The organism is Streptomyces sp. YJ-C3, assembly GCF_053891275.1.
The window spans coordinates 6931492-6953942 of sequence record NZ_CM132685.1 but is presented as its reverse complement, the minus strand read 5'-3'; the positions used below and the strand labels follow the sequence as shown (position 1 = coordinate 6953942).

21 protein-coding genes, 1 pseudogene and 1 riboswitch are annotated in these 22451 nt (G+C 70.9%); of the genes and pseudogenes, 17 read left to right on the top strand and 5 right to left on the bottom strand.

Annotation, left to right across the window (positions count from 1 at the left end; all coding sequences use genetic code 11):
- Positions 1–59 precede the first annotated feature (59 nt).
- The 5 genes from qcrC (at position 60) to ACVHNB_RS31250 (ending at position 6566) form a co-directional block, all read left to right on the top strand.
- Positions 60–869 carry a cytochrome bc1 complex diheme cytochrome c subunit gene (gene qcrC / locus ACVHNB_RS31270; protein ID WP_428955171.1) on the top strand — a complete coding sequence of 270 codons (810 nt, stop codon included), beginning with the start codon at positions 60–62 and terminating at the stop codon, positions 867–869.
- Entirely contained in the window at positions 866–1918 is a 1053-nt protein-coding gene (gene qcrA / locus ACVHNB_RS31265; RefSeq protein WP_428955172.1) for a cytochrome bc1 complex Rieske iron-sulfur subunit, read from the top strand. The genes qcrC and qcrA overlap by 4 nt, the downstream gene beginning before the upstream one ends.
- Positions 1915–3552: a cytochrome bc1 complex cytochrome b subunit gene (gene qcrB / locus ACVHNB_RS31260; RefSeq protein WP_428955173.1), complete on the top strand. Its 1638-nt coding sequence runs from the start codon at positions 1915–1917 to the stop codon at positions 3550–3552. The genes qcrA and qcrB overlap by 4 nt, the downstream gene beginning before the upstream one ends.
- A gap of 120 nt (positions 3553–3672) precedes the next feature.
- On the top strand, positions 3673–4740 hold the full coding sequence (gene trpD / locus ACVHNB_RS31255) for an anthranilate phosphoribosyltransferase (RefSeq protein WP_428955174.1): 1068 nt from the start codon (positions 3673–3675) through the stop codon (positions 4738–4740).
- Positions 4741–4824: 84 nt separating this feature from the next.
- Positions 4825–4942: riboswitch (SAM riboswitch) on the top strand.
- A gap of 223 nt (positions 4943–5165) precedes the next feature.
- The gene (locus tag ACVHNB_RS31250; protein WP_428955175.1) at positions 5166–6566 is read left to right on the top strand and encodes an aminotransferase class V-fold PLP-dependent enzyme; all 1401 of its coding nucleotides are present in this window, start codon (positions 5166–5168) and stop codon (positions 6564–6566) included.
- A gap of 85 nt (positions 6567–6651) precedes the next feature.
- Here ACVHNB_RS31250 and ACVHNB_RS31245 read toward each other — a convergent pair whose 3' ends face one another.
- Both ACVHNB_RS31245 and ACVHNB_RS31240 read right to left on the bottom strand, forming a co-directional pair.
- The gene (locus ACVHNB_RS31245) at positions 6652–6933 is read right to left on the bottom strand and encodes an Lrp/AsnC family transcriptional regulator (RefSeq protein ID WP_428955176.1); all 282 of its coding nucleotides are present in this window, start codon (positions 6931–6933) and stop codon (positions 6652–6654) included.
- The gene (locus tag ACVHNB_RS31240) at positions 6930–7673 is read right to left on the bottom strand and encodes a rhomboid family intramembrane serine protease (RefSeq protein ID WP_428955177.1); all 744 of its coding nucleotides are present in this window, start codon (positions 7671–7673) and stop codon (positions 6930–6932) included. Before ACVHNB_RS31240 ends, ACVHNB_RS31245 begins: the two co-directional genes overlap by 4 nt.
- 137 nt (positions 7674–7810) lie before the next feature.
- On the opposite strand from ACVHNB_RS31240, the gene ACVHNB_RS31235 reads away from it, so the two are divergent.
- The 5 genes from ACVHNB_RS31235 to ACVHNB_RS31215 all read left to right on the top strand — a co-directional run bounded on the left by ACVHNB_RS31235 (position 7811) and on the right by ACVHNB_RS31215 (position 13245).
- Complete coding sequence (locus ACVHNB_RS31235) at positions 7811–8050, top strand: hypothetical protein (protein ID WP_338695757.1); 240 nt, start codon at positions 7811–7813, stop codon at positions 8048–8050.
- Positions 8051–8083: 33 nt separating this feature from the next.
- Positions 8084–9436, top strand: a complete 1353-nt coding sequence (locus ACVHNB_RS31230) for an NYN domain-containing protein (RefSeq protein ID WP_456226387.1) — start codon at positions 8084–8086, stop codon at positions 9434–9436.
- A 295-nt stretch (positions 9437–9731) separates the two neighbouring features.
- Complete coding sequence (locus ACVHNB_RS31225; RefSeq protein WP_428957690.1) at positions 9732–10757, top strand: C40 family peptidase; 1026 nt, start codon at positions 9732–9734, stop codon at positions 10755–10757.
- 224 nt (positions 10758–10981) lie between these two features.
- Complete coding sequence (locus ACVHNB_RS31220; protein WP_428955179.1) at positions 10982–12007, top strand: C40 family peptidase; 1026 nt, start codon at positions 10982–10984, stop codon at positions 12005–12007.
- Positions 12008–12042: 35 nt separating this feature from the next.
- Positions 12043–13245, top strand: coding sequence for a hypothetical protein (locus ACVHNB_RS31215; protein WP_428955180.1), 1203 nt, complete (start codon positions 12043–12045; stop codon positions 13243–13245).
- Between the two features lie 20 nt (positions 13246–13265).
- Here the strand turns inward: ACVHNB_RS31215 and ACVHNB_RS31210 are convergent.
- Positions 13266–13442, bottom strand: a pseudogene (locus tag ACVHNB_RS31210) (PadR family transcriptional regulator); the annotation flags it as partial.
- Positions 13443–13452: 10 nt separating this feature from the next.
- Here ACVHNB_RS31210 and ACVHNB_RS31205 point away from each other — a divergent pair.
- A complete protein-coding gene (locus tag ACVHNB_RS31205; RefSeq protein ID WP_456229013.1) occupies positions 13453–13599 on the top strand; it encodes a hypothetical protein in 147 nt (48 codons plus the stop codon).
- Here ACVHNB_RS31205 and ACVHNB_RS31200 read toward each other — a convergent pair.
- The gene (locus ACVHNB_RS31200) at positions 13554–14804 is read right to left on the bottom strand and encodes a glycosyltransferase 87 family protein (RefSeq protein WP_428955181.1); all 1251 of its coding nucleotides are present in this window, start codon (positions 14802–14804) and stop codon (positions 13554–13556) included. The genes ACVHNB_RS31205 and ACVHNB_RS31200 overlap by 46 nt on opposite strands.
- 92 nt (positions 14805–14896) lie before the next feature.
- Between ACVHNB_RS31200 and ACVHNB_RS31195 the strand changes: the two genes are divergently transcribed.
- The gene (locus ACVHNB_RS31195) at positions 14897–16048 is read left to right on the top strand and encodes a glycosyltransferase family 4 protein (RefSeq protein ID WP_428955182.1); all 1152 of its coding nucleotides are present in this window, start codon (positions 14897–14899) and stop codon (positions 16046–16048) included.
- Positions 16049–16169: 121 nt separating this feature from the next.
- Here ACVHNB_RS31195 and ACVHNB_RS31190 read toward each other — a convergent pair whose 3' ends face one another.
- Complete coding sequence (locus ACVHNB_RS31190; protein ID WP_428955183.1) at positions 16170–17966, bottom strand: AMP-dependent synthetase/ligase; 1797 nt, start codon at positions 17964–17966, stop codon at positions 16170–16172.
- A gap of 311 nt (positions 17967–18277) precedes the next feature.
- Between ACVHNB_RS31190 and ACVHNB_RS31185 the strand changes: the two genes are divergently transcribed.
- The 5 genes from ACVHNB_RS31185 (at position 18278) to ACVHNB_RS31165 (ending at position 22440) form a co-directional block, all read left to right on the top strand.
- Positions 18278–19039, top strand: coding sequence for a metallophosphoesterase family protein (locus ACVHNB_RS31185; RefSeq protein WP_428955184.1), 762 nt, complete (start codon positions 18278–18280; stop codon positions 19037–19039).
- Positions 19040–19128: 89 nt separating this feature from the next.
- Positions 19129–19566 carry an SRPBCC family protein gene (locus tag ACVHNB_RS31180; protein WP_428955185.1) on the top strand — a complete coding sequence of 146 codons (438 nt, stop codon included), beginning with the start codon at positions 19129–19131 and terminating at the stop codon, positions 19564–19566.
- Between the two features lie 75 nt (positions 19567–19641).
- A complete protein-coding gene (locus ACVHNB_RS31175) occupies positions 19642–20760 on the top strand; it encodes an ArsA family ATPase (RefSeq protein ID WP_456226386.1) in 1119 nt (372 codons plus the stop codon).
- A 103-nt stretch (positions 20761–20863) separates the two neighbouring features.
- A complete protein-coding gene (locus ACVHNB_RS31170) occupies positions 20864–21328 on the top strand; it encodes a DUF5304 domain-containing protein (RefSeq protein WP_428955187.1) in 465 nt (154 codons plus the stop codon).
- A gap of 158 nt (positions 21329–21486) precedes the next feature.
- The gene (locus ACVHNB_RS31165) at positions 21487–22440 is read left to right on the top strand and encodes an ROK family glucokinase (RefSeq protein WP_428955188.1); all 954 of its coding nucleotides are present in this window, start codon (positions 21487–21489) and stop codon (positions 22438–22440) included.
- Positions 22441–22451 lie beyond the last annotated feature (11 nt).

Here is a 22451-nt window from a genome sequence, read left to right as displayed (position 1 = left end):
GAAGCACCCGAAACATTCCCGCAGCACCGACGCAGAAGATCCTGACACCGGGGTAATCCGTGAAAAAGCTCTCCGCACGACGACGCCATCCGCTGGCGGCGGTCGTCGTCCTACTCCTCGCGCTGGCGGCCACCGGGGGGCTGTACGCCGCGTTCGCGCCCGCGGACAAGGCGCAGGCCGATGAAACCTCCCAGTCCCTCGCCATCGACGAGGGCAAGAAGCTCTACTCCGTCGGCTGCGCCAGCTGCCACGGAACCGGCGGTCAGGGCACCTCCGACGGTCCGAGCCTGGTGGGTGTCGGCTCCGCAGCCGTCGACTTCCAGGTCGGCACGGGCCGTATGCCGGCCCAGCAGCCCGGCGCGCAGGTCCCGCGCAAGAAGGTCATCTACTCGCAGGCCGAGATCGACCAGCTCGCGGCGTACATCGCCTCGCTGGGTGCCGGTCCGGTCGCGCCGACCTCGCAGGACTACAGCCCGGACGGCGCGGACATCGCCAAGGGTGGCGAGCTGTTCCGCACCAACTGCGCGCAGTGCCACAACTTCACCGGTGAAGGTGGCGCGCTGACGCACGGCAAGTTCGCGCCGAGCCTCGAGGGCGTCGCTCCCAAGCACATCTACGAGGCCATGCAGACCGGCCCGCAGAACATGCCGTCCTTCCCGGACACGACGATGACCAAGCAGAACAAGAAGGACATCATCGCGTACCTCGACGCGGTCAACGGCGACAAGACGCAGAGCCCGGGCGGTCTCAAGCTGGGCGGGCTCGGCCCGGTCAGTGAGGGTCTGTTCGCCTGGATCTTCGGTCTCGGCGCCCTGGTCGCCGTCGCCATCTGGGTCGCCGCTCGGACCGCAAAGGCCAAGAAGTCATGAGTAGCCAAGACATTCCAGAAGAGAACCTGCCCACCGGGCACGACACCGAGCACGGCTCGGTCGCGGTGAAGGACGACCCCTTCGCCGACCCGGGGCTGCCGGAGCACGAGCACCGGATCCAGGACATCGAGGAGCGGGCCGCCAAGCGGTCCGAGCGCGTCGTGGCGATGCTGTTCACGATCTCGATGCTGGCCACCGTCGGCTTCATCGCCTCGTACGTCACCATCGACGTCGACAAGAGCATCTACGTCTTCCCGCTCGGTCACATCAGCGCGCTCAACTTCGCGCTGGGCATGACCCTCGGTGTGGCTCTGTTCTGCATCGGCGCGGGTGCGGTCCACTGGGCCCGGACCCTGATGTCCGACGTCGAGGTGGCCCAGGAGCGTCACCCGATCGAGGCCGAGCCCGAGGTCAAGGCGAAGGTCCTCGCGGACTTCGCCGACGGTGCGCGCGAGTCGCAGTTCGGCCGGCGCAAGCTGATCCGCAACACGCTGTTCGGCGCGCTGGCCCTGGTGCCGCTCTCCGGCGTCGTCCTTCTTCGTGACCTCGGCCCGCTGCCGGGCACGAAGCTGCGCCACACGGCGTGGAAGAAGGGCCTGAAGCTCGTCAACATGAACACGAACGAGCCGCTCCGTGCCTCGGACATCTCGGTCGGTTCGCTCACCTTCGCCAAGCCCGAGGGCGTGGAGGAGCACGACGAGGACTTCCAGCAGGTCATGGGCAAGGCCGCCCTGATGCTGGTCCGTATCCAGCCGGACAACATCAAGGACAAGCAGGAACTCGAGTGGTCGCACGAGGGTGTGGTCGCGTACTCGAAGATCTGCACCCACGTGGGTTGCCCGATCTCCCTGTACGAGCAGCAGACGCACCACGTGCTCTGCCCCTGCCACCAGTCCACCTTCGACCTCTCCGACGGTGCCCGGGTGATCTTCGGTCCCGCCGGTCACGCGCTGCCGCAGCTGCACATCGGCGTCGACGACGAGGGCTACCTCGTGGCGCAGAGCGACTTCGCGGAGCCCGTCGGTCCTGCCTTCTGGGAGCGCGGATGAGTACTACGACCAGCAACGACGCGCCTTCTCGCGAGAAGGCGCCGGCCGGCGAGCGCGTCGCCGACTGGGCGGACGGACGCCTCGGGATCTACTCCCTGGCCAAGTCCAACATGCGCAAGATCTTTCCGGACCACTGGTCCTTCATGCTCGGCGAGATCTGCATGTACAGCTTCATCATCATCATCCTCACGGGTGTGTACCTGACGCTGTTCTTCCACCCGTCGATGAACGAGGTGGAGTACCACGGCAGCTACGTCCCGCTGCAGGGACAGCTGATGTCCGAGGCGTTCAACTCGACCATGCACATCTCCTTCGATGTGCGCGGTGGTCTGCTGATCCGGCAGATCCACCACTGGGCCGCGCTGATCTTCCTCGCCGGCATGTTCGTGCACATGATGCGCGTGTTCTTCACGGGCGCGTTCCGCAAGCCGCGTGAGATCAACTGGCTGTTCGGCTTCCTGCTGTTCGTCCTCGGCATGTTCACCGGCTTCACCGGTTACTCGCTCCCGGACGACCTGCTCTCCGGCACCGGTGTCCGCTTCATGGAGGGCGCGGTCCTGTCCGTGCCGATCGTCGGCACGTACCTGTCGTTCTTCCTCTTCGGCGGCGAGTTCCCGGGCGGCGACTTCGTCGCGCGGTTCTACTCGGTCCACATCCTGCTGCTGCCGGGCATCATGCTCGGCCTGATGGTGGCCCACCTGATCCTGGTCTTCTACCACAAGCACACGCAGTTCGCGGGTGCCGGGAAGACCGAGAAGAACGTCGTCGGCATGCCGCTGCTGCCGGTCTACATGGCCAAGGCGGGTGGCTTCTTCTTCCTGGTCTTCGGCGTCATCGCGGTCATCGCGGCGATCGCCTCGATCAACCCGATCTGGGCCATCGGCCCGTACCGCATCGACCAGGTCTCCACGGGCGCTCAGCCCGACTGGTACATGGGCTTCTCCGAGGGCCTGATCCGTACGATGCCGGGCTGGGAGATCAATCTCTGGGGTCACACGCTCGTCCTGGGTGTGTTCGTCCCGCTGATCATCTTCCCGCTGGTCCTGGTCGCGATCGCGGTCTACCCGTTCATCGAGTCCTGGGTCACCGGCGACAAGCGCGAGCACCACATCCTGGACCGCCCGCGCAACGTGCCGACGCGTACCGCCTTCGGCGCCGCGTGGATCTCGTGGTACTTCGTCCTGCTCGTCGGTGGTGGCAACGACCTCTGGGCCACGCACTTCCACCTGTCGATCAACGCGATCACCTGGTTCGTCCGGATCGGCTTCTTCGTCGTGCCGGTCCTCGTGTTCATCGCCACCAAGCGGATCTGCCTCGGCCTCCAGCGCCGCGACAAGGACAAGGTGCTGCACGGACGCGAGTCCGGCATCATCAAGCGCCTGCCGCACGGTGAGTTCATCGAGGTGCACGAGCCGCTCGACGCGGAGGCGCTGCACACGCTCACCGCGCACGAGCAGTACAAGCCTGTCGAGCTCGGCCCGGCGGTCGACGAGAACGGTGTCGAGCGCAAGGTGTCCCGCCTGCAGAAGGCGCGCGCCAAGCTGTCGAAGGGCTACTACGGGGAGAACAACCAGATCCCCAAGCCCACCGCCGAGGAGTACAAGGAGATCACCAGCGGCCACGGCCACCACTGATCTCTGAACTGTCCGCCACGGCAGGAGCCCTCGTCCAGGCACTGGACGGGGGCTCTTTGCCGTCCGCGGCGCTGGATAAGGTAGGACCGCGGAATTCTCACTGACATCACAGGAGCGGCCATGAGCGCTTTGCACCCCGCTGGAGGCGACACCGCGGCGGGCCGTTCCTGGCCCGCCGTCCTCAACGGTCTGCTCGACGGCCGAGACCAGAGCGCCGACGACACCGCCTGGGCGATGGACCGGATCATGCGGGGCGAGGCGACCGACGCGCAGATCGCCGGCTTCGTGGTGGCGCTGCGGTCCAAGGGCGAGACCGTGGAGGAGATCTCCGGTCTGGTCCGGGCCATGTACGACCACGCCAACGTGATCGAGGTGCCGGGGGAGACCGTCGACATCGTCGGTACCGGCGGCGACGGCGCGAAGACCGTCAACATCTCCACCATGTCCGCGATCGTGATCGCCGGTACCGGTGTGAAGGTCGTCAAGCACGGCAACCGCGCCGCGTCCTCGGCCTCCGGCGCGTCCGACGTGCTGGAGAAGCTCGGCGTCAACCTGGAGCTCACCCCCGCCCGCGTCCCGCAGGTCGCGGAGGAGGCGGGCATCACCTTCTGCTTCGCCGTGAAGTTCCACCCGGCGCTGCGGTACGCGGGCGCGGCGCGCAGCCAGCTCGGCATCCGCACCGTGTTCAACCTGCTGGGCCCGCTCACCAACCCGGCGCGGGTCCGTGCGCAGGCCGTCGGTGTCGCCGACGCGCGGATGGCGCCCATCGTGGCCGGGGTCTTCGCCGAGCGCGGCAACTCCTCCCTGGTGTTCCGCGGCGACGACGGGCTCGACGAGCTGACCACCACGGCCACCTCGCGGGTGTGGGTCGTGCGGGACGGGGCCGTGCGCGAGGAGTCCTTCGACCCGCGGGACGTGGGCCTCGACCTGGTGCCGGTGGAGGCCCTGCGCGGCGCGGACGCCTCGTACAACGCGGAGGTCGCGCGGCGGCTGCTCGACGGGGAGCGCGGGCCCGTGCGCGACGCCGTCCTGCTGAACTCGGCGGCCGCGCTGGTGGCCGTACGACCGGGCACCGGGACGCTCGCCGAGCAGATCCGAGCCGCGATGGACCGCGCGGCCGAGTCGATCGACTCCGGCGCGGCGAAGGCCACCCTGGAGCGGTGGGTGGCGGCCAGCAACCGGCCGTGAGAGCGACGGTGTGACGCAGGGCGCAGTCCAGATCGTGGACTGCGCCCTTGCCGTATCGGGATCGTGTGGCAGGATGCTTTTCAAGGTCATGAGTGACAGCGATTTCGGCCCCGGCCGGCTGTCCGGCAACCCTCCGTCCGTGGCGGGGTGCCCCGGGTGAAGACCAGGCCGCAAGCAGCAAGGCTTGCGGCAAGCGCGGACCCCTCGCGAACTCTCCAGGGGTCCTGGGTCGTTTGAGGGAGCAGTCTCGTGAGCAAGCGAATGTGCTAGGGCTTCACAGCCCCTTCTCCATCTCCATCACCCTCCGTGCGACGGACCTCTCCGTTCCGCACGTCGAGGTCAATTCCCGTACGCCGTAAGCCGGTTGATGGCTTCCGTGCGGGCTCTCACAGCCATTGCGCCTTGTCCTGCCGGGAGATACCGCCATGTCCGCTCACCCTGCCACCGCCATCGCCACCACCTCCTCCGTCGAGTCCGTCGAGTCCGCCGACCCCGCCTGTGGGGCCCCGCTGCCGGTGCTCGGCCGGGACGTGACCGTGCCGCTCGTCACCGGTGGCGAGGTGACGTACGCCGCCCTCGACTACGCCGCCAGCGCGCCGGCCCTGCAGCGCGTGTGGGACGACGTCGCCGCCTACGCGCCGTACTACGGCAGCGTGCACCGCGGTGCCGGGTACCTCTCCCAGCTGTCGACCGACCTGTTCGAGAACTCCCGCGCCACCGTCGCCGAGTTCCTCGACTGCCGCGAGGACGACCAGGTCGTCTTCACCCGGTCCACCACCGACTCGCTGAACCTGCTCGCCGCCGCCCTCCCCGCCGACTGCCAGGTGTTCGTCTTCGAGACCGAGCACCACGCGTCGCTGCTGCCCTGGCGGGACGCCCGGGTGACGTACCTGAACGCGCCGCGCACCCCGGAGGAGGCCGTCGCCACCCTGGAGCGGGCCCTCGCCGACCGGGACCCCTACGGTCCGGCCCTCGTCTGCGTCACCGGTGCCTCCAACGTCACCGGTGAGCTCTGGCCGGTGCGCGAGCTGGCGGCGGCCGCTCACGCGCACGGTGCCCGCATCGTGCTCGACGCCGCCCAGCTCGCGCCCCACCACCCGGTCTCCGTGCAGGAGCTGGACGTCGACTGGATCGCGTTCTCCGGGCACAAGCTGTACGCGCCGTTCGGCTCCGGTGTGCTCGCCGGGCGCTCGGACTGGCTGACCGCAGCCGAGCCGTACCTCGCCGGCGGCGGCGCCTCCCGCAAGGTCGCCCGGCGCACGGACGGCGGCGTGGACGTCGAGTGGCACGAGAGCGCCGCCCGGCACGAGGCCGGTTCGCCGAACGTCATCGGTGTCTACTCCATCGCCTCCGCCTGCAAGGCGCTGACCGAGGCCGGGTTCGACACCCTGGTCGCCCGCGAGCAGTACCTGATCCGCACGGTGCGCGAGGGGCTCGCCGCGGTGCCCGAGGTGAAGGTGCTGTCCCTGTTCGGGGACGACGCCCCGCGCGTCGGCGTCATCTCGTTCGTCGTCGAGGGCTGGAACTCCTCGCACTTCGCCGCCGCGCTCTCCGCCGAGTACGGGATCGGTGTGCGGGACGGTCTGTTCTGCGCCCACCCGCTCGTGCGCACCCTGCTCGGCTCCGACCCGCAGACCCAGGGCGAGTGCGGGGCTCCGGAGGCGGCGCCCGGCGAGAAGTCGCTGAACGCGATCCGGGTCAGCTTCGGCGCGGGTACGCCGGACGAGCACGTCGAGCGCTTCGTCGCGGCCGTCAAGGAACTGGTCCGGGACGGCGCCGCCTGGAGCTACCGCACCGAAGAGGGCCGCTGCGTCCCGGCCCCGTAAGGCACGCGAGCAACCCACGAAAAGCCACGACCAAAAGCCGCGGTCGCGCCTGCTCATGCATCGAGCAGGCGCGACCGCGGTCTTTTCAGTTGTCCAGGCCGATGGAGAAAGCCGCCTCCAGGTCGTGCTGGGAGTACGTGCGGAAAGCGACGTGCGTGTCCGTCGCCTCGACGCCCTGGATCTTGCTGATCCGGCCCGGGATGACATCCGCCAGATCGTCGTGGCGGGCCACCCGGACCATGGCGATCAGGTCGTACGTGCCGGTGACGGAGAAGACCTCGCTGACGCTCTCCAGGGCCGCGATCGACTCGGCGATCTCGGGGATCCGGTCCACGCTGGTCTTGATGAGCACGATCGCGGTGATCACGGCTGGCTGTCTCCCTCGGTGGCCGTGGTTGGGACTGCGTTCACTCTAGCCCGGCCCCTGTACCTCACCCACGCGTAGAGGAACCCGAGCGAGAAGCCCACCAGGTGGGCGAGGTAGGCGACGCCCGGCCCCTGACTGTCCTGCCCCGCCGCCGCCCACTGCAGCGCCACCCAGAACGGCAGGACCACCCATGCGGGGAAGCGCAGCGGCAGGAAGAGGAGGAAGGGGAACAGGCTCGTGACGCGCGCTCCGGGGAACAGGTACAGGAACGCGCCCAGCACCGCCGAGATCGCCCCCGAGGCGCCGACCAGCGTCTGGTCGGAGTCGGCGTGCGCGATCGCGTAGCCGAGCAGCGCCAGGTAGCCGGTGATCAGGTAGAAGAACGCGTACTGCACGCGGCCCATGCGCTCCTCGACCATCGCCCCGAAGACGTAGAGGAAGAGCATGTTGCCGAGCAGGTGCACCCAGCTGCCGTGGACGAAGAGGGCTGTGGCCGGGGTGAGGGCGGCCCGGGGCGATCCGGTGAAGAGTTCCGTGGGGACGACTCCCCAGCGCTCGAAGTAGGCACTCTGCGCGGCGAGGAGGCGGTCCCCGGTGCCGTACGACGGGTTGAGCCCGGATGCCGGGGAGAGCACGAAGACCACGGTGCAGACGGCGATGATTCCGTACGTGACCGGAGCCGGATGCCCTCTGAGGAATGCGGTCACTTTGCCGATCGCGTCACGTCCGTTGCCGATCATGAAAGAGAGCATGACGCAAGGCGGGGAGCGGGCGGTGTACGGCAGGCCGTAGGGTTACGGGCAATAAAGCAAGCACCACGCACCACGGAAAGCGCACGAGCCGAGGGCCGTGCTCGAAGGAAGAGGCGACAGTCCGAATGACGGTTCCCCTGCCGACCGCCACCACCCGCTGGCGCTGCACGCTCTGCGGCAATCTCACGCGGTTCGACGTGACCCGCTCCTCGAAGGTCGTCGAGTACGTGCACCTCGACCTGGCCGGTGAGCCGAACGTCGAGGAGCGCAACGTGGTCAGTGAGACCATCGAGTCGGTCCGCTGCCGCTGGTGCAACGCGGTGGATCAGGTGGAACTCGTGGACAGGCCGGGCGCCGACTCCTGAAGGAGCGGCCCCACAGCGACTTTGGGGTGACGGATGGTGGAGAGCACAGGCGGGGAGGCCGGGGACGGCGGCGCCGCCGAGGTGCTCGACCGGCCGTTGCCCGAAGGCGTACGGCGGCGGGTCGTGCAGATCGTCTCGGACGGCTTCGGAGGCCTGACGATCGGTGAACTGCCGCCCCAATTGCGACAATATGCGCGGTTCACCCCGACTCGACGGGTGAAGTTCGCGGGCAATGCCATGGCCGCCGCCGTGGAGAGCGAGACGCTGTTCCGGCAGCGGATCGCGGAGCGGTTCCGGGAGGCGCAGCCCGAGCTGGCCGGCGCGCTGGACGCCGCCGCGCCGCCGCCCGCCGCGGACCCGCTGGACGTGGCCGCGGCCGCGTACGTGCTGCGGCCCGCGGGCTGGGTGAAGCTGGTCGCCGCCGCCGGTGAGGAGGCCCAGCGGGCCGACGCCGAGCGCGCCGACGAGGAGACCCGGGCCGAACTGCAGGCGCTGCGCGACCGGCTCGCCGAGGCGCAGGCGCACACCAAGGCCGAGACGGAACGGTTGCGCACCGAGCTGGACGCGGCCCGGCGCGAGGCCGACGCCGCGCACCGCAAGCTGCGGGCCGCCCTCAGCGACGTGAAGCGCGGCGAGGCCGCCGCGCGCAAGGCCCAGGCCGAGACCGAGACGGTCCGCTCCGAGGGGCAGGCGCAGCTGTCCGCCGCCGAGAGCGAGACACGGCGGATCAAGGCGCGGCTCGGTGAGGCCGAGGCGGCCCTGGAGGCGTCGCGCAGAGCGGCCCGCGAGGGGCGCAGCGTCGAGGACATGCGCGTGCGGCTGCTGCTCGACACGGTCCTGGACGCGGCTCAAGGGCTGCGCAGGGAGCTGGCGTTGCCGCCCGTCTCCGCGCGGCCCGCCGACTCCGTGGACGCCGTGGAGCCGGGCCGGATGACGCCGAAGGACATCGCGGCGCGGGCCCTGCACGAGCACGACCCGGCCATCCTCGACCAGTTGCTCGCGCTGCCGCAGGCCCATCTCGTGGTCGACGGCTACAACGTGACGAAGACCGGGTATCCGACGATGCCGCTGGAGAAGCAGCGGCTGCGGCTGCTCGGGTCCCTGTCGCAGCTCGCCGCGCAGACCGGGGCCGAGGTGACCTGTGTCTTCGACGGGGCCGAGCTGGCGGCGCCGGTGCTGCTCGCGCCGCCGCGCGGTGTGCGGGTGCTGTTCTCCAAGGCGGGCGTCACCGCTGATGAATTGATTCGCCAGCTGGTGCGCGCCGAGCCGCCGGGCCGGCCGGTGATCGTCGTGTCCACGGACCGGGAGGTCGCCGACGGCGTCGCGAAGGCCGGGGCGCGCCCGGTTGCGTCGGTCATGCTCCTGAAGCGGCTCTCGCGGGGTTGACGCCCCCTGTGCCCCAAACGCCACATCCGCAAGGTCCGTTCCGTATGCCCGAATTGGCGAAACCTTCACGCAACGTAGTGTCAAACGAGCATCACTGCACGTGAGTTGAGTGCAAAGAATGCGGTGGGTGACCGAGATTTTTTTCGTCAGGATTTGAACTGATCACAAGAAGGTCACTAGGGTCAGGCCTCGAACCTCCGCTCGGGTGATCACTCACAAGAGGTGAGTGACGGTGGAGGGGCACCGCCCACCGGGTGTTTTCGTGGGCGGCTGGAGGAAGAAGGAGCTCGCCTTCGTGGCGTCCCACCGTCGACCCAAGCAGCCGAGCCGCACCCGTGTGACCGTGCTCACCGCGACCGCTGCCGCTGCCGTGGCACTGACCTCGCAGGCGGCCAACGCCGCGCCGAAGCCTGACAAGAGTGAGGTCAAGGCCAAGGTCGACAAGCTCTACGAAGAGGCGGGCAAGGCCACCGACCTCTACAACGGGGCCAAGGAGAAGCAGAAGAAGCTCGAGAAGGAGATCGGCGAGATCCAGGACAAGGTCGCGCGCGGCCAGGAGGATCTCAACGAACTGCGCACGGGCCTCGGTTCGCTCGCCAGCCAGCAGTACCGCTCCGGCGGCATCGACCCCTCCGTCCAGCTCTTCCTCTCCGCCGACCCGGACGACTACCTCGACAAGGCGTCCACGATCGACTCGCTGAGCGCCCAGCAGCTCGAGTCGCTCAAGAAGGTCCAGGAGAAGCAGCGCACGCTCGCCCAGGAGCGCGCCGAGGCCGCCGAGAAGCTCAAGGACCTCGCCGACACCCGCACCGAGCTCGGCAAGAAGAAGAAGGAAGTCCAGAGCAAGCTCGGCTCCGCGCAGAAGCTGCTCAACACCCTCACCGCCGCCGAGCGCGCCAAGATGGCCGCCGACGAGGAGCGCGCCAGCCGTTCCGCGGCCGGCCGCGTCGACCTCGGCAACGAGGTGCCCGCCTCCAAGCTCGGTGGGGCCGCCCTGAGCGCCGCCGCCACCCAGCTCGGCAAGCCCTACGTCTCCGGCGGCACGGGCCCCAGCTCCTACGACTGCTCGGGCCTGACCCAGTGGTCGTACGCCCAGGCCGGTGCGGGCATCACCCGGACCACGTACACGCAGCAGAACGACGGCGTGAAGATCGGCATGAGCCAGCTCAAGCCCGGCGACCTGGTCTTCTTCAACAACCTCGCGCACGTCGGCCTCTACGCCGGCAACGGCCAGGTGCTGCACGCCCCGCACCCCGGCGCCGTCGTCCGCTACGAGTCGATGAGCACGATCGGTTCGTTCCAGTTCGGCGTCCGCATCTGATCCTCGTACCAACGACACCTGGAAACGCGCCCGTTCGGGCGAATTCCGGCGTCCTTCGCTGACCCCACGCCCCGCCACTGACCTGCGTCAGAGGCGGGGCGTCGGGCTGTGCGCTCCCCGAACGGTCGTTGGCCGGGCGGTAGTCGCGCGGCTACTGTCGGCGCGCATTCCCCGATCACGGGGAGCGCCAGCAGCATCGTCAGCGGAAGGGAGAGCGGCCACCCGTGGGGTCCCATCGCCGCACTGCGCACTCCGGCCTCGACCGGAGCACGCGCGCAACCGTCCTGACCGTGGCCGCCGCCTCCGCGGCGGCAGCCCTCGGCGCCGTCCCGGCGGGCGCCGCGCCGCAGGACAAGCCGGCCGACACGAAGGCCGAGGTGGACCGCCTGTACGAGCAGGCGGAGACCGCCACCGAGGCGTTCAACAAGGCCGACGAGCGTGCCGACACGCTCCGCGACGAACTCGCCGCGTCCCAGGACCAGGTGGCCCGGGGGCAGGAGCGGATCAACAAGATGCGCCAGGCGCTCGGCATGGTGGCCGGTGCCCAGTACCGCTCCGGCGGCATGGACCCCTCGCTCGCCCTGATGCTCTCCTCCGACCCGGACGGCTATCTCGACCGGGCCAGCGCGCTCAACCGGATCAGCGCCCGGCAGGCCGGTGACCTCGCCGAACTGCAGAGCGCCCAGCGGGATCTGGCGCAGCAGCGCGCCGAGGCGCAACGCAAGCTCGCCGAGCTGGAGAAGAGCCGCAAGGCCGTCGCCCAGCACAAGCGCACCGTCGAGGCGAAGCTGGCCAAGGCGCGGCGGCTGCTCAACTCGATGCCGAGCGCCGACCGCGACGCGTACGAGCGGGCCTCGCGCGGCGACGCCCGCCCCGACCTGGCCGGAGCGGGCCCCGCCTCCTCGGCCCGCGCGGCCGCCGCCCTCGCCGCCGCCCAGTCGGCGCTCGGCAAGCCCTACATCTGGGGCGCCAACGGCCCCTCCGGGTTCGACTGTTCGGGCCTGATGCAGTGGTCGTACGGGCAGGCCGGAGTCGGTCTGCCGCGCACCTCGCAGGCCCAGCGGTACGCGGGGCAGCAGGTCCCGCTCTCCGCGGCCCGCCCCGGCGACCTGGTCGCCTACGGCTCGGACGCCCACCACATCGGCATCTACGCGGGCAACGGCCAGGTCATCCACGCGCCCTACCCCGGTGCCCCGGTGCGCTACGACCCCGTCGGCATGATGCCCGTCTCCTCGGTGACCCGCGTCTGAGGCCTGCCCGCGCAAAGCGCCGTACGATCGCAAGGATGGCTGGTCGACGGCGTGCGGTGAACAGGGCGGGGTGCTTCGTGGCGCTCGGCGCCCTGCTCGCCGTCGTGTCCGGGTGCGGCCCGGACACCGCGCCCACCGACTCCCGTTCGGCCGCCGTGCAGCGCGTCCTGGACCGGCGGGCGGCCGCCGTCCTGGCCCAGGACGCCGCCGCGTACCGGGCGACCGGCGGCGCCGACCCCTATCTGCTCCCCGACCTCGCCGAGGTCCCGCTGGAGTCCTGGGCGTACGAGCTGACCCGGCTCGACGGTTCCGGGTCCCGCGTCAGCGCCGCGGCCGAGCTGCGCTACCGCGTCGACGGGTACGACAAGGCGCCCGTCGTCGCCGAGCGGACCCTGACGCTGCAGCGCACGGACGGACGCTGGCGCGTCATCGGCGACGAGCCCGCCGACAAGTCCGGGCAGCAGCTGTGGGAGCAGGGCAAGGTCACCGCCGTGCAGGGCGCGCACAGCCTGGTGCTCGGCGTGGGGCAGCAGCGGTCCGTGCTGCGTTCGTACGCGGCCCTCGCCGACGACGCGGTGCCCGCGGTGACCGACGCCTGGGGGGACCGCTGGGCCCGCCGGATCGTCGTGCTGGTCCCCAAGTCCCTCGACGGGATGGGCGGACTGCTGGGGGCGCCCGCCTCCGGCTACCAGGGGATCGCCGCCGTCACGACGGGCGAGGCGGGCGGTTCGGGCACGGCGCCCGCCGACCGGGTGATCATCAACCCCGAGGCGTACGGCGTGCTCGGCGCCTTCGGCAAGCAGGTCGTCCTGACCCACGAGACCGCGCACGTGGCCACCCGCGCGGTGACCTCGGCGGCGACGCCCCTGTGGCTGTCGGAGGGGTACGCGGACTGGACGGGGTACCGCGACACGGGCCGCACCGCCGGGCAGGCCGCGCCCGAGCTGCAGCGGGCGGTGCAGGAGGGCTCCGCTCCCGGCCGGCTGCCGGACGACGCGGACTTCGGGTTCAGCGGTGACGCGGCCGAGCTCGCGCGGGCGTACGAGAGCGGCTGGATGGCCTGCCGGATGATCGCCGAGGAGTGGGGCGAGGCGAAGCTCAACGCCTTCTACACCGCGGTCGGCGGGCACAAGCAGCGGGCCGGTGCCGTGGAGGGCGCCCTGCGGAGCGTCCTCGGGATCGACGAGAACGACTTCGTGGCGCGCTGGCGGGCGTACGTCCGCAGCGAACTGGGCTGACCGACGGGCGAGTCCGGCGATCAGCCGGTGAGTTCGGCGATCACCTCGCGCAGCCAGGCCCGCTCCGCCGTGCCGGTGGCCCGCGCGACCCGCAGCATCCCCCGCCGGAACAGGTCCTCGGGTTCCTCGGCGCGCACCGGCCCGCCGTCCTCGTCGTAGAAGAAGCTCGCCGGGGTCTCCAGGAAGTCCAAGCGCCAGGCGGTGCTCGTGGCGGGCGCCGCGGGGCTGGGCTTCGCCCTGCTCTTCCTGGCCCTCGCCATGGCCGTGCAGTGCGGATGCCTGGTGCTCATGGCGCGGCGGGCGGCCGGTCAGGAGGACGTGGTCGCCTCGCTGAAACCGGCCCGCGCGGCCTGAGCGGGCACCGGGGTGCGCGCGGCGCGGCGCGGCTCGGTCACCGTCGCCCGCCACAGGCGACGGCAGGCGCTCAGCGTCGCGGCGACCAGCAGCCCGTTGCGGACGAGGAGCAGAGCGAGGCCGAGGGAGTCGCTGGCGACCACGTGCGAGAACCAGATGGGGAACTCCAGGAACGTCACGAACGTCGCCGCCAGCACCAGCCCCACGGGCAGCGTCATCCTGCTGTCGCGGAACAGCAGGCACACCGCCGCGAGACCGACCAGCCACAGCATGTACTGCGGGCTGATCACCCGGCTCGTCGTCGTGAACAGCAGCACCGCCGTCAGACCCGCGTCGGCGAGCGTGCTCGACGCCCAGGCGCGGGCCCGCAGCCGCCACAGCACCAGCCAGCCGAAGGCCAGCACGGTCAGCCCCTGCGCGAGGGCGCTGACCAGGTCCACGTACGGGCCGAGGAACTCGACCGAGCCGTAGTTCAGCTGCACCGTGCCCGACCAGCCGAACTGCCGTGCCACGTGGAAGACCAGCGCGCCGAGCGACTCGACCTCCGTGCCCCGGTCCCGCTGGAACGTCAGAAAGGCGAACGCGCCCGGCATCGCGACGAGGAAGGTGAGCGCGAGCAGGCCGGCCGTCATCGCCGCCGCGCCCCACGCCTCACGGGTGGCCCGGCCGCGCCGGGTGCCGATCAGCAGCAGCGCCGGCCACACCTTGAGCATCGCGCCGAGCGCGGCCATGACGCCCGCGGCCTTCGGATGCCGGGCGGCCGCGAGCAGCCCCGCGACCGCGACGGCGGTGACCATCACGTCGTAGCGCGCGTACACGGTCTGCCCGAGCAGCGGCAGGCCCGCCACCCACACCCACACGCCGCGCCGCGACTTGCCGTGCCGCTCGGAGACGTACAGGAGCATCAGGAAGACGGCCGCGTCGGCGAGGAACGCCATCAGGAAGAACGCCGAGGTGTACGCGAGGAACGGCAGCACCGCGGGGGAGAGGATGGCGACCGCGGCGACCGGCGGGTACTGCCAGGTGACATCGTCCAGCGGGAACGTTCCTGTCCGCAGGATGTCGAACCAGCCCTGGTAGATCACCGAGACGTCGCTGGTCACGTCGGGGCCGGGGACCATGATGACCTTGAAGACGCACAACAGCAGCAGCGTCCTGGTCAGGGCCCACGTGACAAGGACCCCTGCGGGATTTCGCGTCTTCATTCGAACCATCATGCCGGGCCGAACTGTGTGGTGGCCATGGACCGAGGCGGCGTGGCGCGTTCCTTCGGGTGGGTTCGGTACTGTCTGCGGCGATGCACAAGACAAACAAGACGCTGGTCGTGACCAACGACTTCCCGCCCCGCCCAGGCGGCATCCAGGCATTCCTGCACAACATGGCACTGCGCCTGGACCCCGAGCAGCTCGTCGTCTACGCGTCCACGTGGAAGCGCGGCCGGGAAGGCGTCGAGGCGACCGCGGCCTTCGACGCGGAACAGCCGTTCACCGTCGTACGCGACCGTACGACGATGCTGCTGCCGACGCCGCGCGTGACCCGGCGCGCGGTGGGCCTCCTGAAGGAGCACGGCTGTACGTCGGTGTGGTTCGGGGCGGCCGCGCCGCTGGGCCTGATGGCGCCGGCTCTGCGCCGGGCCGGTGCGGAGCGCCTGGTCGCGACGACCCACGGGCACGAAGCGGGCTGGGCCCAGCTCCCCGCGTCCCGGAGCCTGCTGCGCCGGATCGGCGAGTCGACGGACACGATCACGTACCTGGGCGAGTACACGAGGTCGCGGATCGCGGCGGCACTGACGCCCGCGGCGGCCGGCCGGATGGTCCAACTCCCGCCCGGGGTCGACGAGAAGACGTTCCACCCGGCGTCGGGCGGCGACGCGGTGCGGGCCCGGCTCGGCCTCTCGGACCGCCCCGTGGTGGTGTGCGTCTCGCGGCTGGTGCCGCGCAAGGGCCAGGACACGCTGATCCTCGCGATGCCGCGGATCCTGGCGGCCGTGCCGGACGCGGTGCTGCTGATCGTGGGCGGCGGCCCGTACGAGAAGGAGCTGCGCAAGCTGGCGCAGGAGACCGGCGTCGCGGACTCCGTGCGCTTCACCGGGGCCGTGCCGTGGGCGGAACTCCCCGCGCACTACGGGGCCGGTGACGTGTTCGCCATGCCCTGCCGGACGCGGCGCGGAGGACTGGACGTCGAGGGCCTCGGGATCGTGTACCTGGAGGCGTCCGCGACGGGGCTGCCGGTGGTGGCCGGTGACTCGGGCGGTGCGCCGGACGCGGTCCTCGACGGGGAGACGGGCTGGGTCGTACGGGGCGGGTCCCCCGAGGAGGCCGCCGACCGGGTGGCCGCGCTGTTGCTCGACCCGGAGTTGCGGCGGGCGATGGGGGAGCGCGGCCGGGAGTGGGTCGAGGAGCGGTGGCGGTGGGACCTGTTGGCGGAGCGGTTGCGGGGGTTGCTGTAGCGCCGACCGGGTGGAGGCGCGGCGAAGCCGCAGCCTTCAGGGGCGCGGGGAACTGCGCGAGCAACCACGACGAGGCCCGCACCCGCCTACGGGGGTACGGGCCTACGGTGCGTGGGCGCGGTCAGCCCCGGTAGATCGCCTCGACCTCGTCCGCGTAATCCTTCGCCACCACGTTCCGCTTCAGCTTCAGCGACGGCGTCAGATGGCCCGACTCCTCCGTGAACTGAGCGCCCAGGATGCGGAACTTGCGGACCGACTCCGCCTTGGAGACCGCCGCGTTGCCGTCGTCCACGGCCGTCTGGATCGCGGCCAGCAGATCCGCGTCGTCGCGCAGCGAGGCCACCGTGGAGTCGGCCGGCTTGCCGTGGTCCACGGCCCACTTGCCGAGGAACTCCTCGTCGATGGTGACCAGGGCGCCGACGAACGGCCGCCCGTCGCCCACCACCATGCACTCCGCGACCAGCGCGTGCGCCCGGATGCGGTCCTCGATGACGGCCGGGGCGACGTTCTTGCCGCCCGCCGTCACGATGATCTCCTTCTTGCGGCCGGTGATGCGGAGGTAGCCGTCCTCGTCGAGCGTGCCGATGTCACCGGTGTGGAACCAGTTGTCGGCGAGCGCCTCCTGCGTCGCGGCCTCGTTGTTCCAGTAGCCGGTGAACAGGTGCTCGCCGTGCAGCAGCACCTCGCCGTCGTCGGCGATCCGCACGACCGAGCCGGGCAGCGGCTGGCCCACCGTGCCGATCTTCTGGCGGTCCCACGGGTTGAACGCGGTGGCGGCGCACGACTCGGTCAGGCCGTAGCCCTCCAGGACCGTGAAGCCGATACCGCGGAAGAAATGGCCGAGGCGCTCGCCCAGCGGGGCGCCGCCCGAGATCGCGTACTCGCCGCGGCCGCCGAGCACCGCGCGCAGCTTGCTGTAGACCAGCTTGTCGAACGTCTTGTACTTGAGCTTCAGCGCGAGCGACGGGCCCTTCGGGGTGTCGAGCGCGCGGCTGTACTCGATCGCCGTGTCGGCGGCCTTGTCGAAGATCTTGCCCTTGCCCTCGGCCTGCGCCTTGGCTCGCGCCGAGTTGTAGACCTTCTCGAAGACCCGCGGCACGCCCAGGATCAACGTGGGCCTGAACGCGGCCAGTTCATCGGTGAGGTGCTTGATGTCGGGGGCGTGGCCCAGCTTGATCGGGGCCATCAGCGACGCCACCTCGACCAGCCGGCCGAAGACGTGCGCGACGGGGAGGAAGAGCAGCACCGAGCACTCGCCCGTACGGAACAGCGGCTTCAGGCGCTCCACCACATTGCCGCACTCCGCGAAGAAGCTGCGGTGCGTCAGGACGCAGCCCTTGGGGCGGCCCGTGGTGCCCGACGTGTAGACGATCGTGGCCGGGTCGTCGGCCTTCGCCACCGCGCTGCGCTCGTCCACCGTCCGGTCGGGCACCTCGGCGCCGGCCCGGTTCAGCTCCTCGACGCCGCCGGCGTCGATCTGCCAGACGTGCCGCAGCTGGGGCAGCCGGTCGTGCACGGAGGCGACGGCCGCGGCGTGCGCGTCCGACTCGACGAGGATCGCGACGGCACCGGAGTCGCCGAGGATCCACTGGATCTGCTCGGCCGAGCTCGTCTCGTAGACCGGGACGGTGACCGCGCCGGCGCTCCAGATCGCGAAGTCGAGCAGGGTCCACTCGTAGCGCGTACGGGACATGAGGCCGACCCGGTCGCCCGCCTGCACGCCGGAGGCGATGAGGCCCTTCGCGGCGGCCACCACTTCGGCGAGGAACTGGACGGACGTGACGTCCTGCCAGGTGCCGTCGACCTTGCGTCCGATGACGGCGACGTCGGGATGCTGCGCGGCGTTTCTGCGGACGATGTCGGTCAGATTGCCGTCCGCAGGGACCTCGTACAAAGCCGGAAGGCTGAACTCGCGCAAGACTGCTGCTCCTCATAAGGCGCCGGCGCCACGACTCTGTGTGCTGCGTCGGTGCGGTCCAAGATCGGGCAGGTGCTCAGGGCCTCGTCGATCGTCTTCTTGATCGATGTGGTTGAACTGAGCACGACTGGACTGCCCGGACGTTACCCACCAGTACTGCTTTTTCGGTAGGGGGTCCAGGCCAGATGTTCGCTGCGTCACACGTCACGGCGGTGCTTTGCGCACAGTAGTCCACACGCTTCCTGACTCGGAAGTAACCGCAGGTCCGGCGGCCTCTACCCACCTTGGACCCATCGTCCTAGGGTGATCGCATGCGCGTACATGTAGTCAGCGATGTGCACGGAAACTCCACCGACCTCGCACGAGCCGGCGACGGCGCCGACGCCCTCGTCTGCCTCGGTGACCTGGTCCTCTTCCTCGACTACGCCGACCACTCGCGCGGCATTTTTCCCGACTTGTTCGGAGTCGAGAACGCCGACCGCATCGTCGAGCTGCGCACCGCCCGCCGGTTCGAGGAGGCCAGAGCCTTCGGGGCCCGGCTCTGGGCGGGCATCGACCGCGGCCCCGCCATCGAAAAAGCCGTGCGCAAGCAGTACTCGGAGCTGTTCGCCGCCTTCCCCTCTCCTACGTACGCCACCTACGGCAACGTCGACATGCCGCAGCTGTGGAGTGAGTACGCCGGGCCGGGCACCTCCGTGCTCGACGGGGAGCGGGTCGAGATCGGCGGCTGGACGTTCGGGTTCGTCGGCGGCGGGCTGCGGACGCCGATGCGGACCCCCTACGAGATCGACGACGAGGAGTACGCCGCCAAGATCGAGGCCGTCGGGGAGGTCGACGTGCTGTGCACGCACATCCCGCCGGAGGTCCCGGAGCTGGTCTACGACACGGTGGCCCGGCGCTTCGAGCGCGGCAGCCGCGCCGTCCTCGACGCCATTCGCCGCACCCGGCCCCGCTACTCCCTGTTCGGCCACGTCCACCAGCCGCTCGCCCGGCGCATGCGGATCGGCGTCACGGAGTGCGTCAATGTCGGCCACTTCGCGAGCGCGGGGCGGCCCTGGGCCCTGGAGTGGTGACGGCGGGCCGGTCGGCGCGCGATAGCCTTCACGCGACACACACGTATGCACGGCGGGACCCCTGACCGGTATCTGGAGGAGCCACGGCGATGGCGGAACACACCAGCTCGAGCATCACGATCGAGGCGGCACCGGCCGATGTCATGGGGGTGATCGCCGACTTCGCCCGCTACCCGGACTGGACCGGCGAGGTGAAGGAGTCCGAGGTCCTCGCGACCGACGACTCCGGCCGGGCCGAGCAGGTCCGCCTCGTCATGGACGCCGGCGCGATCAAGGACGACCAGACCCTCAAGTACACCTGGGCGGGCGAGAACGAGGTGTCCTGGACACTCGTCAAGTCCCAGATGCTCCGGTCGCTCGACGGGTCGTACGTGCTGAAGCCGGCCGGTACGGGCACCGAGGTCACGTACTCGCTGACCGTCGACGTGAAGATCCCGATGCTCGGGATGATCAAGCGCAAGGCCGAGAAGGTCATCATCGACCGGGCGCTGGCCGGACTGAAGAAGCGCGTGGAAGCGGGCAAGTAGCCGCCGCGACAGCCGGGGAGCGGGGTCCGGGGCGGGCCCCGTGGGTCCGCGCCCGCCCAGGTAGCCTCGATCCTCATGCGCACCCTTCTCGTCACCGGTCCCGGTGGCTCCGGCCGGACCACGATCGCCGCCGCCACCGCCCTGAAGGCCGCCCGGGACGGGCTGCGCACGCACCTGATCACCGGTGACACCCTGGCGGACCTGCCCGGCGTCACCGTCACCCGGCTCACCCCGGCCGACGGATTCCGGGACGATCTGCTCGCCCTGCAGGACCGGGCCGGTTCCGCGCTCGACCTGCTCGGTGCCGCCCGGCTCGACGCCGACGAACTCACGCCGCTGCCCGGCAGCGACGAACTCGCCCTGCTGCGTGCCCTGCGCAACAGCGCCGAAGAGGCGTCCGACCTGGTCGTCGTCGACCTGCCGCCCGCCCCGCACGCCGTCGCCGTCCTCGCCCTGCCCGAACAGCTGCGCCGCTATCTGCGCCGCCTGCTCCCCGCCGAACGCCAGGCGGCCCGCGCCCTGCGCCCCGTCCTCGGGCGGCTCGCGGGGGTGCCGATGCCCGCGGAGTGGCTGTACGAGACCGCCGCCCGCTGGGACCGCGAACTCGCCGCTGCCCAGGCCGTGATCGACGCCGACACCACCCTCGTACGCCTCGTCGCCGAGCCCACCCAGGCCGCCGCCGAGACCCTCCGCGTCACCAGCACCGGGCTCGCCCTCCACGGCCTGCGCACCGAGACCCTGATCGCCAACCGGATGCTCCCCGACGGCTCCACCGACCCGTGGCTGGCCGACGCCGCCGCCCGCCAGCGCAAGGTCGTCGCCCAGTGGCCGGGCGCCCGGGAGATACCCCACCTCGGCCGCGACCCGCGCGGCGCCGACCTCGACGGCCTCCCCGGCCTCGACGCTGCGCTCCCCGACATCCCCGCGCCCCGCACCCCCTGGCCCGTCGAGGACCGACTCCAGGACGACGGCGTCCTGGTCTGGCGGATCCCGCTGCCCGGCGCCGTCCGCGAGGAGCTCACCCTGATCCGCCGGGGCGACGAGATCGTCGTCGGCGCGGGACCCTTCCGCCGCGTCGTCCCGCTGCCCTCCGCGCCCCGCCGCTGCACCGTGGCCGGGGCCGGGCTCGTCGACGGCGAGCTGCGCGTGCGGTTCGCCCCCGACCCGGACCTCTGGCCGCAGTCCCGGTCCTGATTTCTCCCGTACACGACCTAGTGAGGCCATGCACCCGTTCGGGTAACGTCGAAGACGTCACCGCTTCAGCACCCCCTTCAGCTCTTCGCAGGAGTCAGCCGTCATGAGCGACGCCACCGAGCAGCCCGCACCCCAGGCCGACGCAGACGCCTGGGAGCAGGCCTGTGCCGAGGATCTCGCGGCGGAGAAGGCCCGCCGCCGGGCCGAGCAGGGGCCGCCCCCCGGCTCCGCCGCCGAGGAGCTGCGCAAGCTCGTCGACGCCGTCGCCGACAAGCTCTCCGACCTGTCCGGGGCACAGGCCCCGTTCCTCGGCGCCATGGCGCAGGGCACCGCCGAGCAGGTCGCCCGGCAGGTCGTCCGGCAGGCCAGGTCCGTCGTCGAGCCGGTCATCGAGCGCAACTCCGACGTCTTCGACCACCTCGCCGCCGCCGGCTCCGAGCTGCTCGCCGCGTACCGCTCCGCCGTGGAGAACCAGGAGAGCCGCTGGACCCAGCGCTCCCAGGAGCGGAAGGCCCCCCGGACGCCGAAGGACGAAGGCCCCGGCGGGGAGCACATCGACCTGGACTGAAGCATCGAGGACCCGCCGACGGATTCCTGGCCGCTTCCTGTTCGTCCGACGGCGTCCGGCACGCCGTCGGGCCCGCCCTTCGGGCGAACGGCAGGAATCCGACGGCAGGCCCTCAGGTACGGTGGGCCGTAGCGGGGCTCGACCGAACTGAGGGATTCATGGGACTCACCATCGGCGTCGATATCGGCGGCACGAAGATCGCGGCCGGCGTGGTCGACGAGGAGGGCAACATCCTCTCCACGTTCAAGGTGCCGACGCCGTCCACGCCTGACGGGATCGTGGACGCGATCGCCTCGGCCGTGGAAGGCGCCAGGGCCGGGCACGAGATCGTGGGCGTGGGCATCGGCGCCGCCGGATACGTCAACCGTCAGCGCTCCACCGTGTACTTCGCGCCGAACATCGACTGGCGCCAGGAGCCGCTGAAGGAGAAGGTCGAGCAGCGCGTCGGCCTGCCCGTCGTCGTGGAGAACGACGCGAACGCGGCAGCCTGGGGCGAGTACAAGTTCGGCGCGGGCAAGGGCCACCGCAACGTCATCTGCATCACGCTCGGCACGGGCCTCGGCGGCGGCATCATCATCGGCAACAAGCTGCGCCGCGGCCACTTCGGCGTCGCCGCCGAGTTCGGCCACATCCGCATGGTGCCGGACGGGCTGCTGTGCGGCTGCGGTTCGCAGGGCTGCTGGGAGCAGTACGCGTCCGGGCGCGCCCTGGTCCGCTACGCCAAGCAGCGCGCCAACGCCACCCCCGAGAACGCCGAGTACCTGCTGTCGCTCGGCGACGGCAGCCCCGACGGCATCGAGGGCAAGCACATCTCCACGGCCGCCCGCGAGGGCGACCCGGTCGCGGTGGACTCCTACCGCGAGCTGGCCCGCTGGGCCGGCGCGGGCCTGGCCGACCTCGCCTCGCTCTTCGACCCGTCGGCGTTCATCGTCGGCGGCGGCCTCTCCGACGAGGGCGAGCTGGTCCTCGACCCGATCCGCAAGTCGTACAAGCGCTGGCTGGTCGGCGGGAACTGGCGGCCGGTCGCCGACGTCATCGCGGCCCAGCTGGGCAACAAGGCGGGCATGGTCGGCGCCGCCGACCTGGCACGGGAGCCCGACCCGGTGATGTGACACCGATGTAC

Coding starts and splice junctions, on each gene's coding strand:
- qcrA (WP_428955172.1), top strand. CDS start 866: ATGAGTAGCCAAGACATTCCAGAAGAGAACCTGCCCACCGGGCACGAC.
- qcrB (WP_428955173.1), top strand. CDS start 1,915: ATGAGTACTACGACCAGCAACGACGCGCCTTCTCGCGAGAAGGCGCCG.
- trpD (WP_428955174.1), top strand. CDS start 3,673: ATGAGCGCTTTGCACCCCGCTGGAGGCGACACCGCGGCGGGCCGTTCC.
- ACVHNB_RS31250 (WP_428955175.1), top strand. CDS start 5,166: ATGTCCGCTCACCCTGCCACCGCCATCGCCACCACCTCCTCCGTCGAG.
- ACVHNB_RS31240 (WP_428955177.1), bottom strand. CDS start 7,673: ATGATCGGCAACGGACGTGACGCGATCGGCAAAGTGACCGCATTCCTC.
- ACVHNB_RS31235 (WP_338695757.1), top strand. CDS start 7,811: ATGACGGTTCCCCTGCCGACCGCCACCACCCGCTGGCGCTGCACGCTC.
- ACVHNB_RS31230 (WP_456226387.1), top strand. CDS start 8,084: ATGGTGGAGAGCACAGGCGGGGAGGCCGGGGACGGCGGCGCCGCCGAG.
- ACVHNB_RS31215 (WP_428955180.1), top strand. CDS start 12,043: ATGGCTGGTCGACGGCGTGCGGTGAACAGGGCGGGGTGCTTCGTGGCG.
- ACVHNB_RS31200 (WP_428955181.1), bottom strand. CDS start 14,804: ATGAAGACGCGAAATCCCGCAGGGGTCCTTGTCACGTGGGCCCTGACC.
- ACVHNB_RS31195 (WP_428955182.1), top strand. CDS start 14,897: ATGCACAAGACAAACAAGACGCTGGTCGTGACCAACGACTTCCCGCCC.
- ACVHNB_RS31185 (WP_428955184.1), top strand. CDS start 18,278: ATGCGCGTACATGTAGTCAGCGATGTGCACGGAAACTCCACCGACCTC.
- ACVHNB_RS31180 (WP_428955185.1), top strand. CDS start 19,129: ATGGCGGAACACACCAGCTCGAGCATCACGATCGAGGCGGCACCGGCC.
- ACVHNB_RS31175 (WP_456226386.1), top strand. CDS start 19,642: ATGCGCACCCTTCTCGTCACCGGTCCCGGTGGCTCCGGCCGGACCACG.
- ACVHNB_RS31170 (WP_428955187.1), top strand. CDS start 20,864: ATGAGCGACGCCACCGAGCAGCCCGCACCCCAGGCCGACGCAGACGCC.
- ACVHNB_RS31165 (WP_428955188.1), top strand. CDS start 21,487: ATGGGACTCACCATCGGCGTCGATATCGGCGGCACGAAGATCGCGGCC.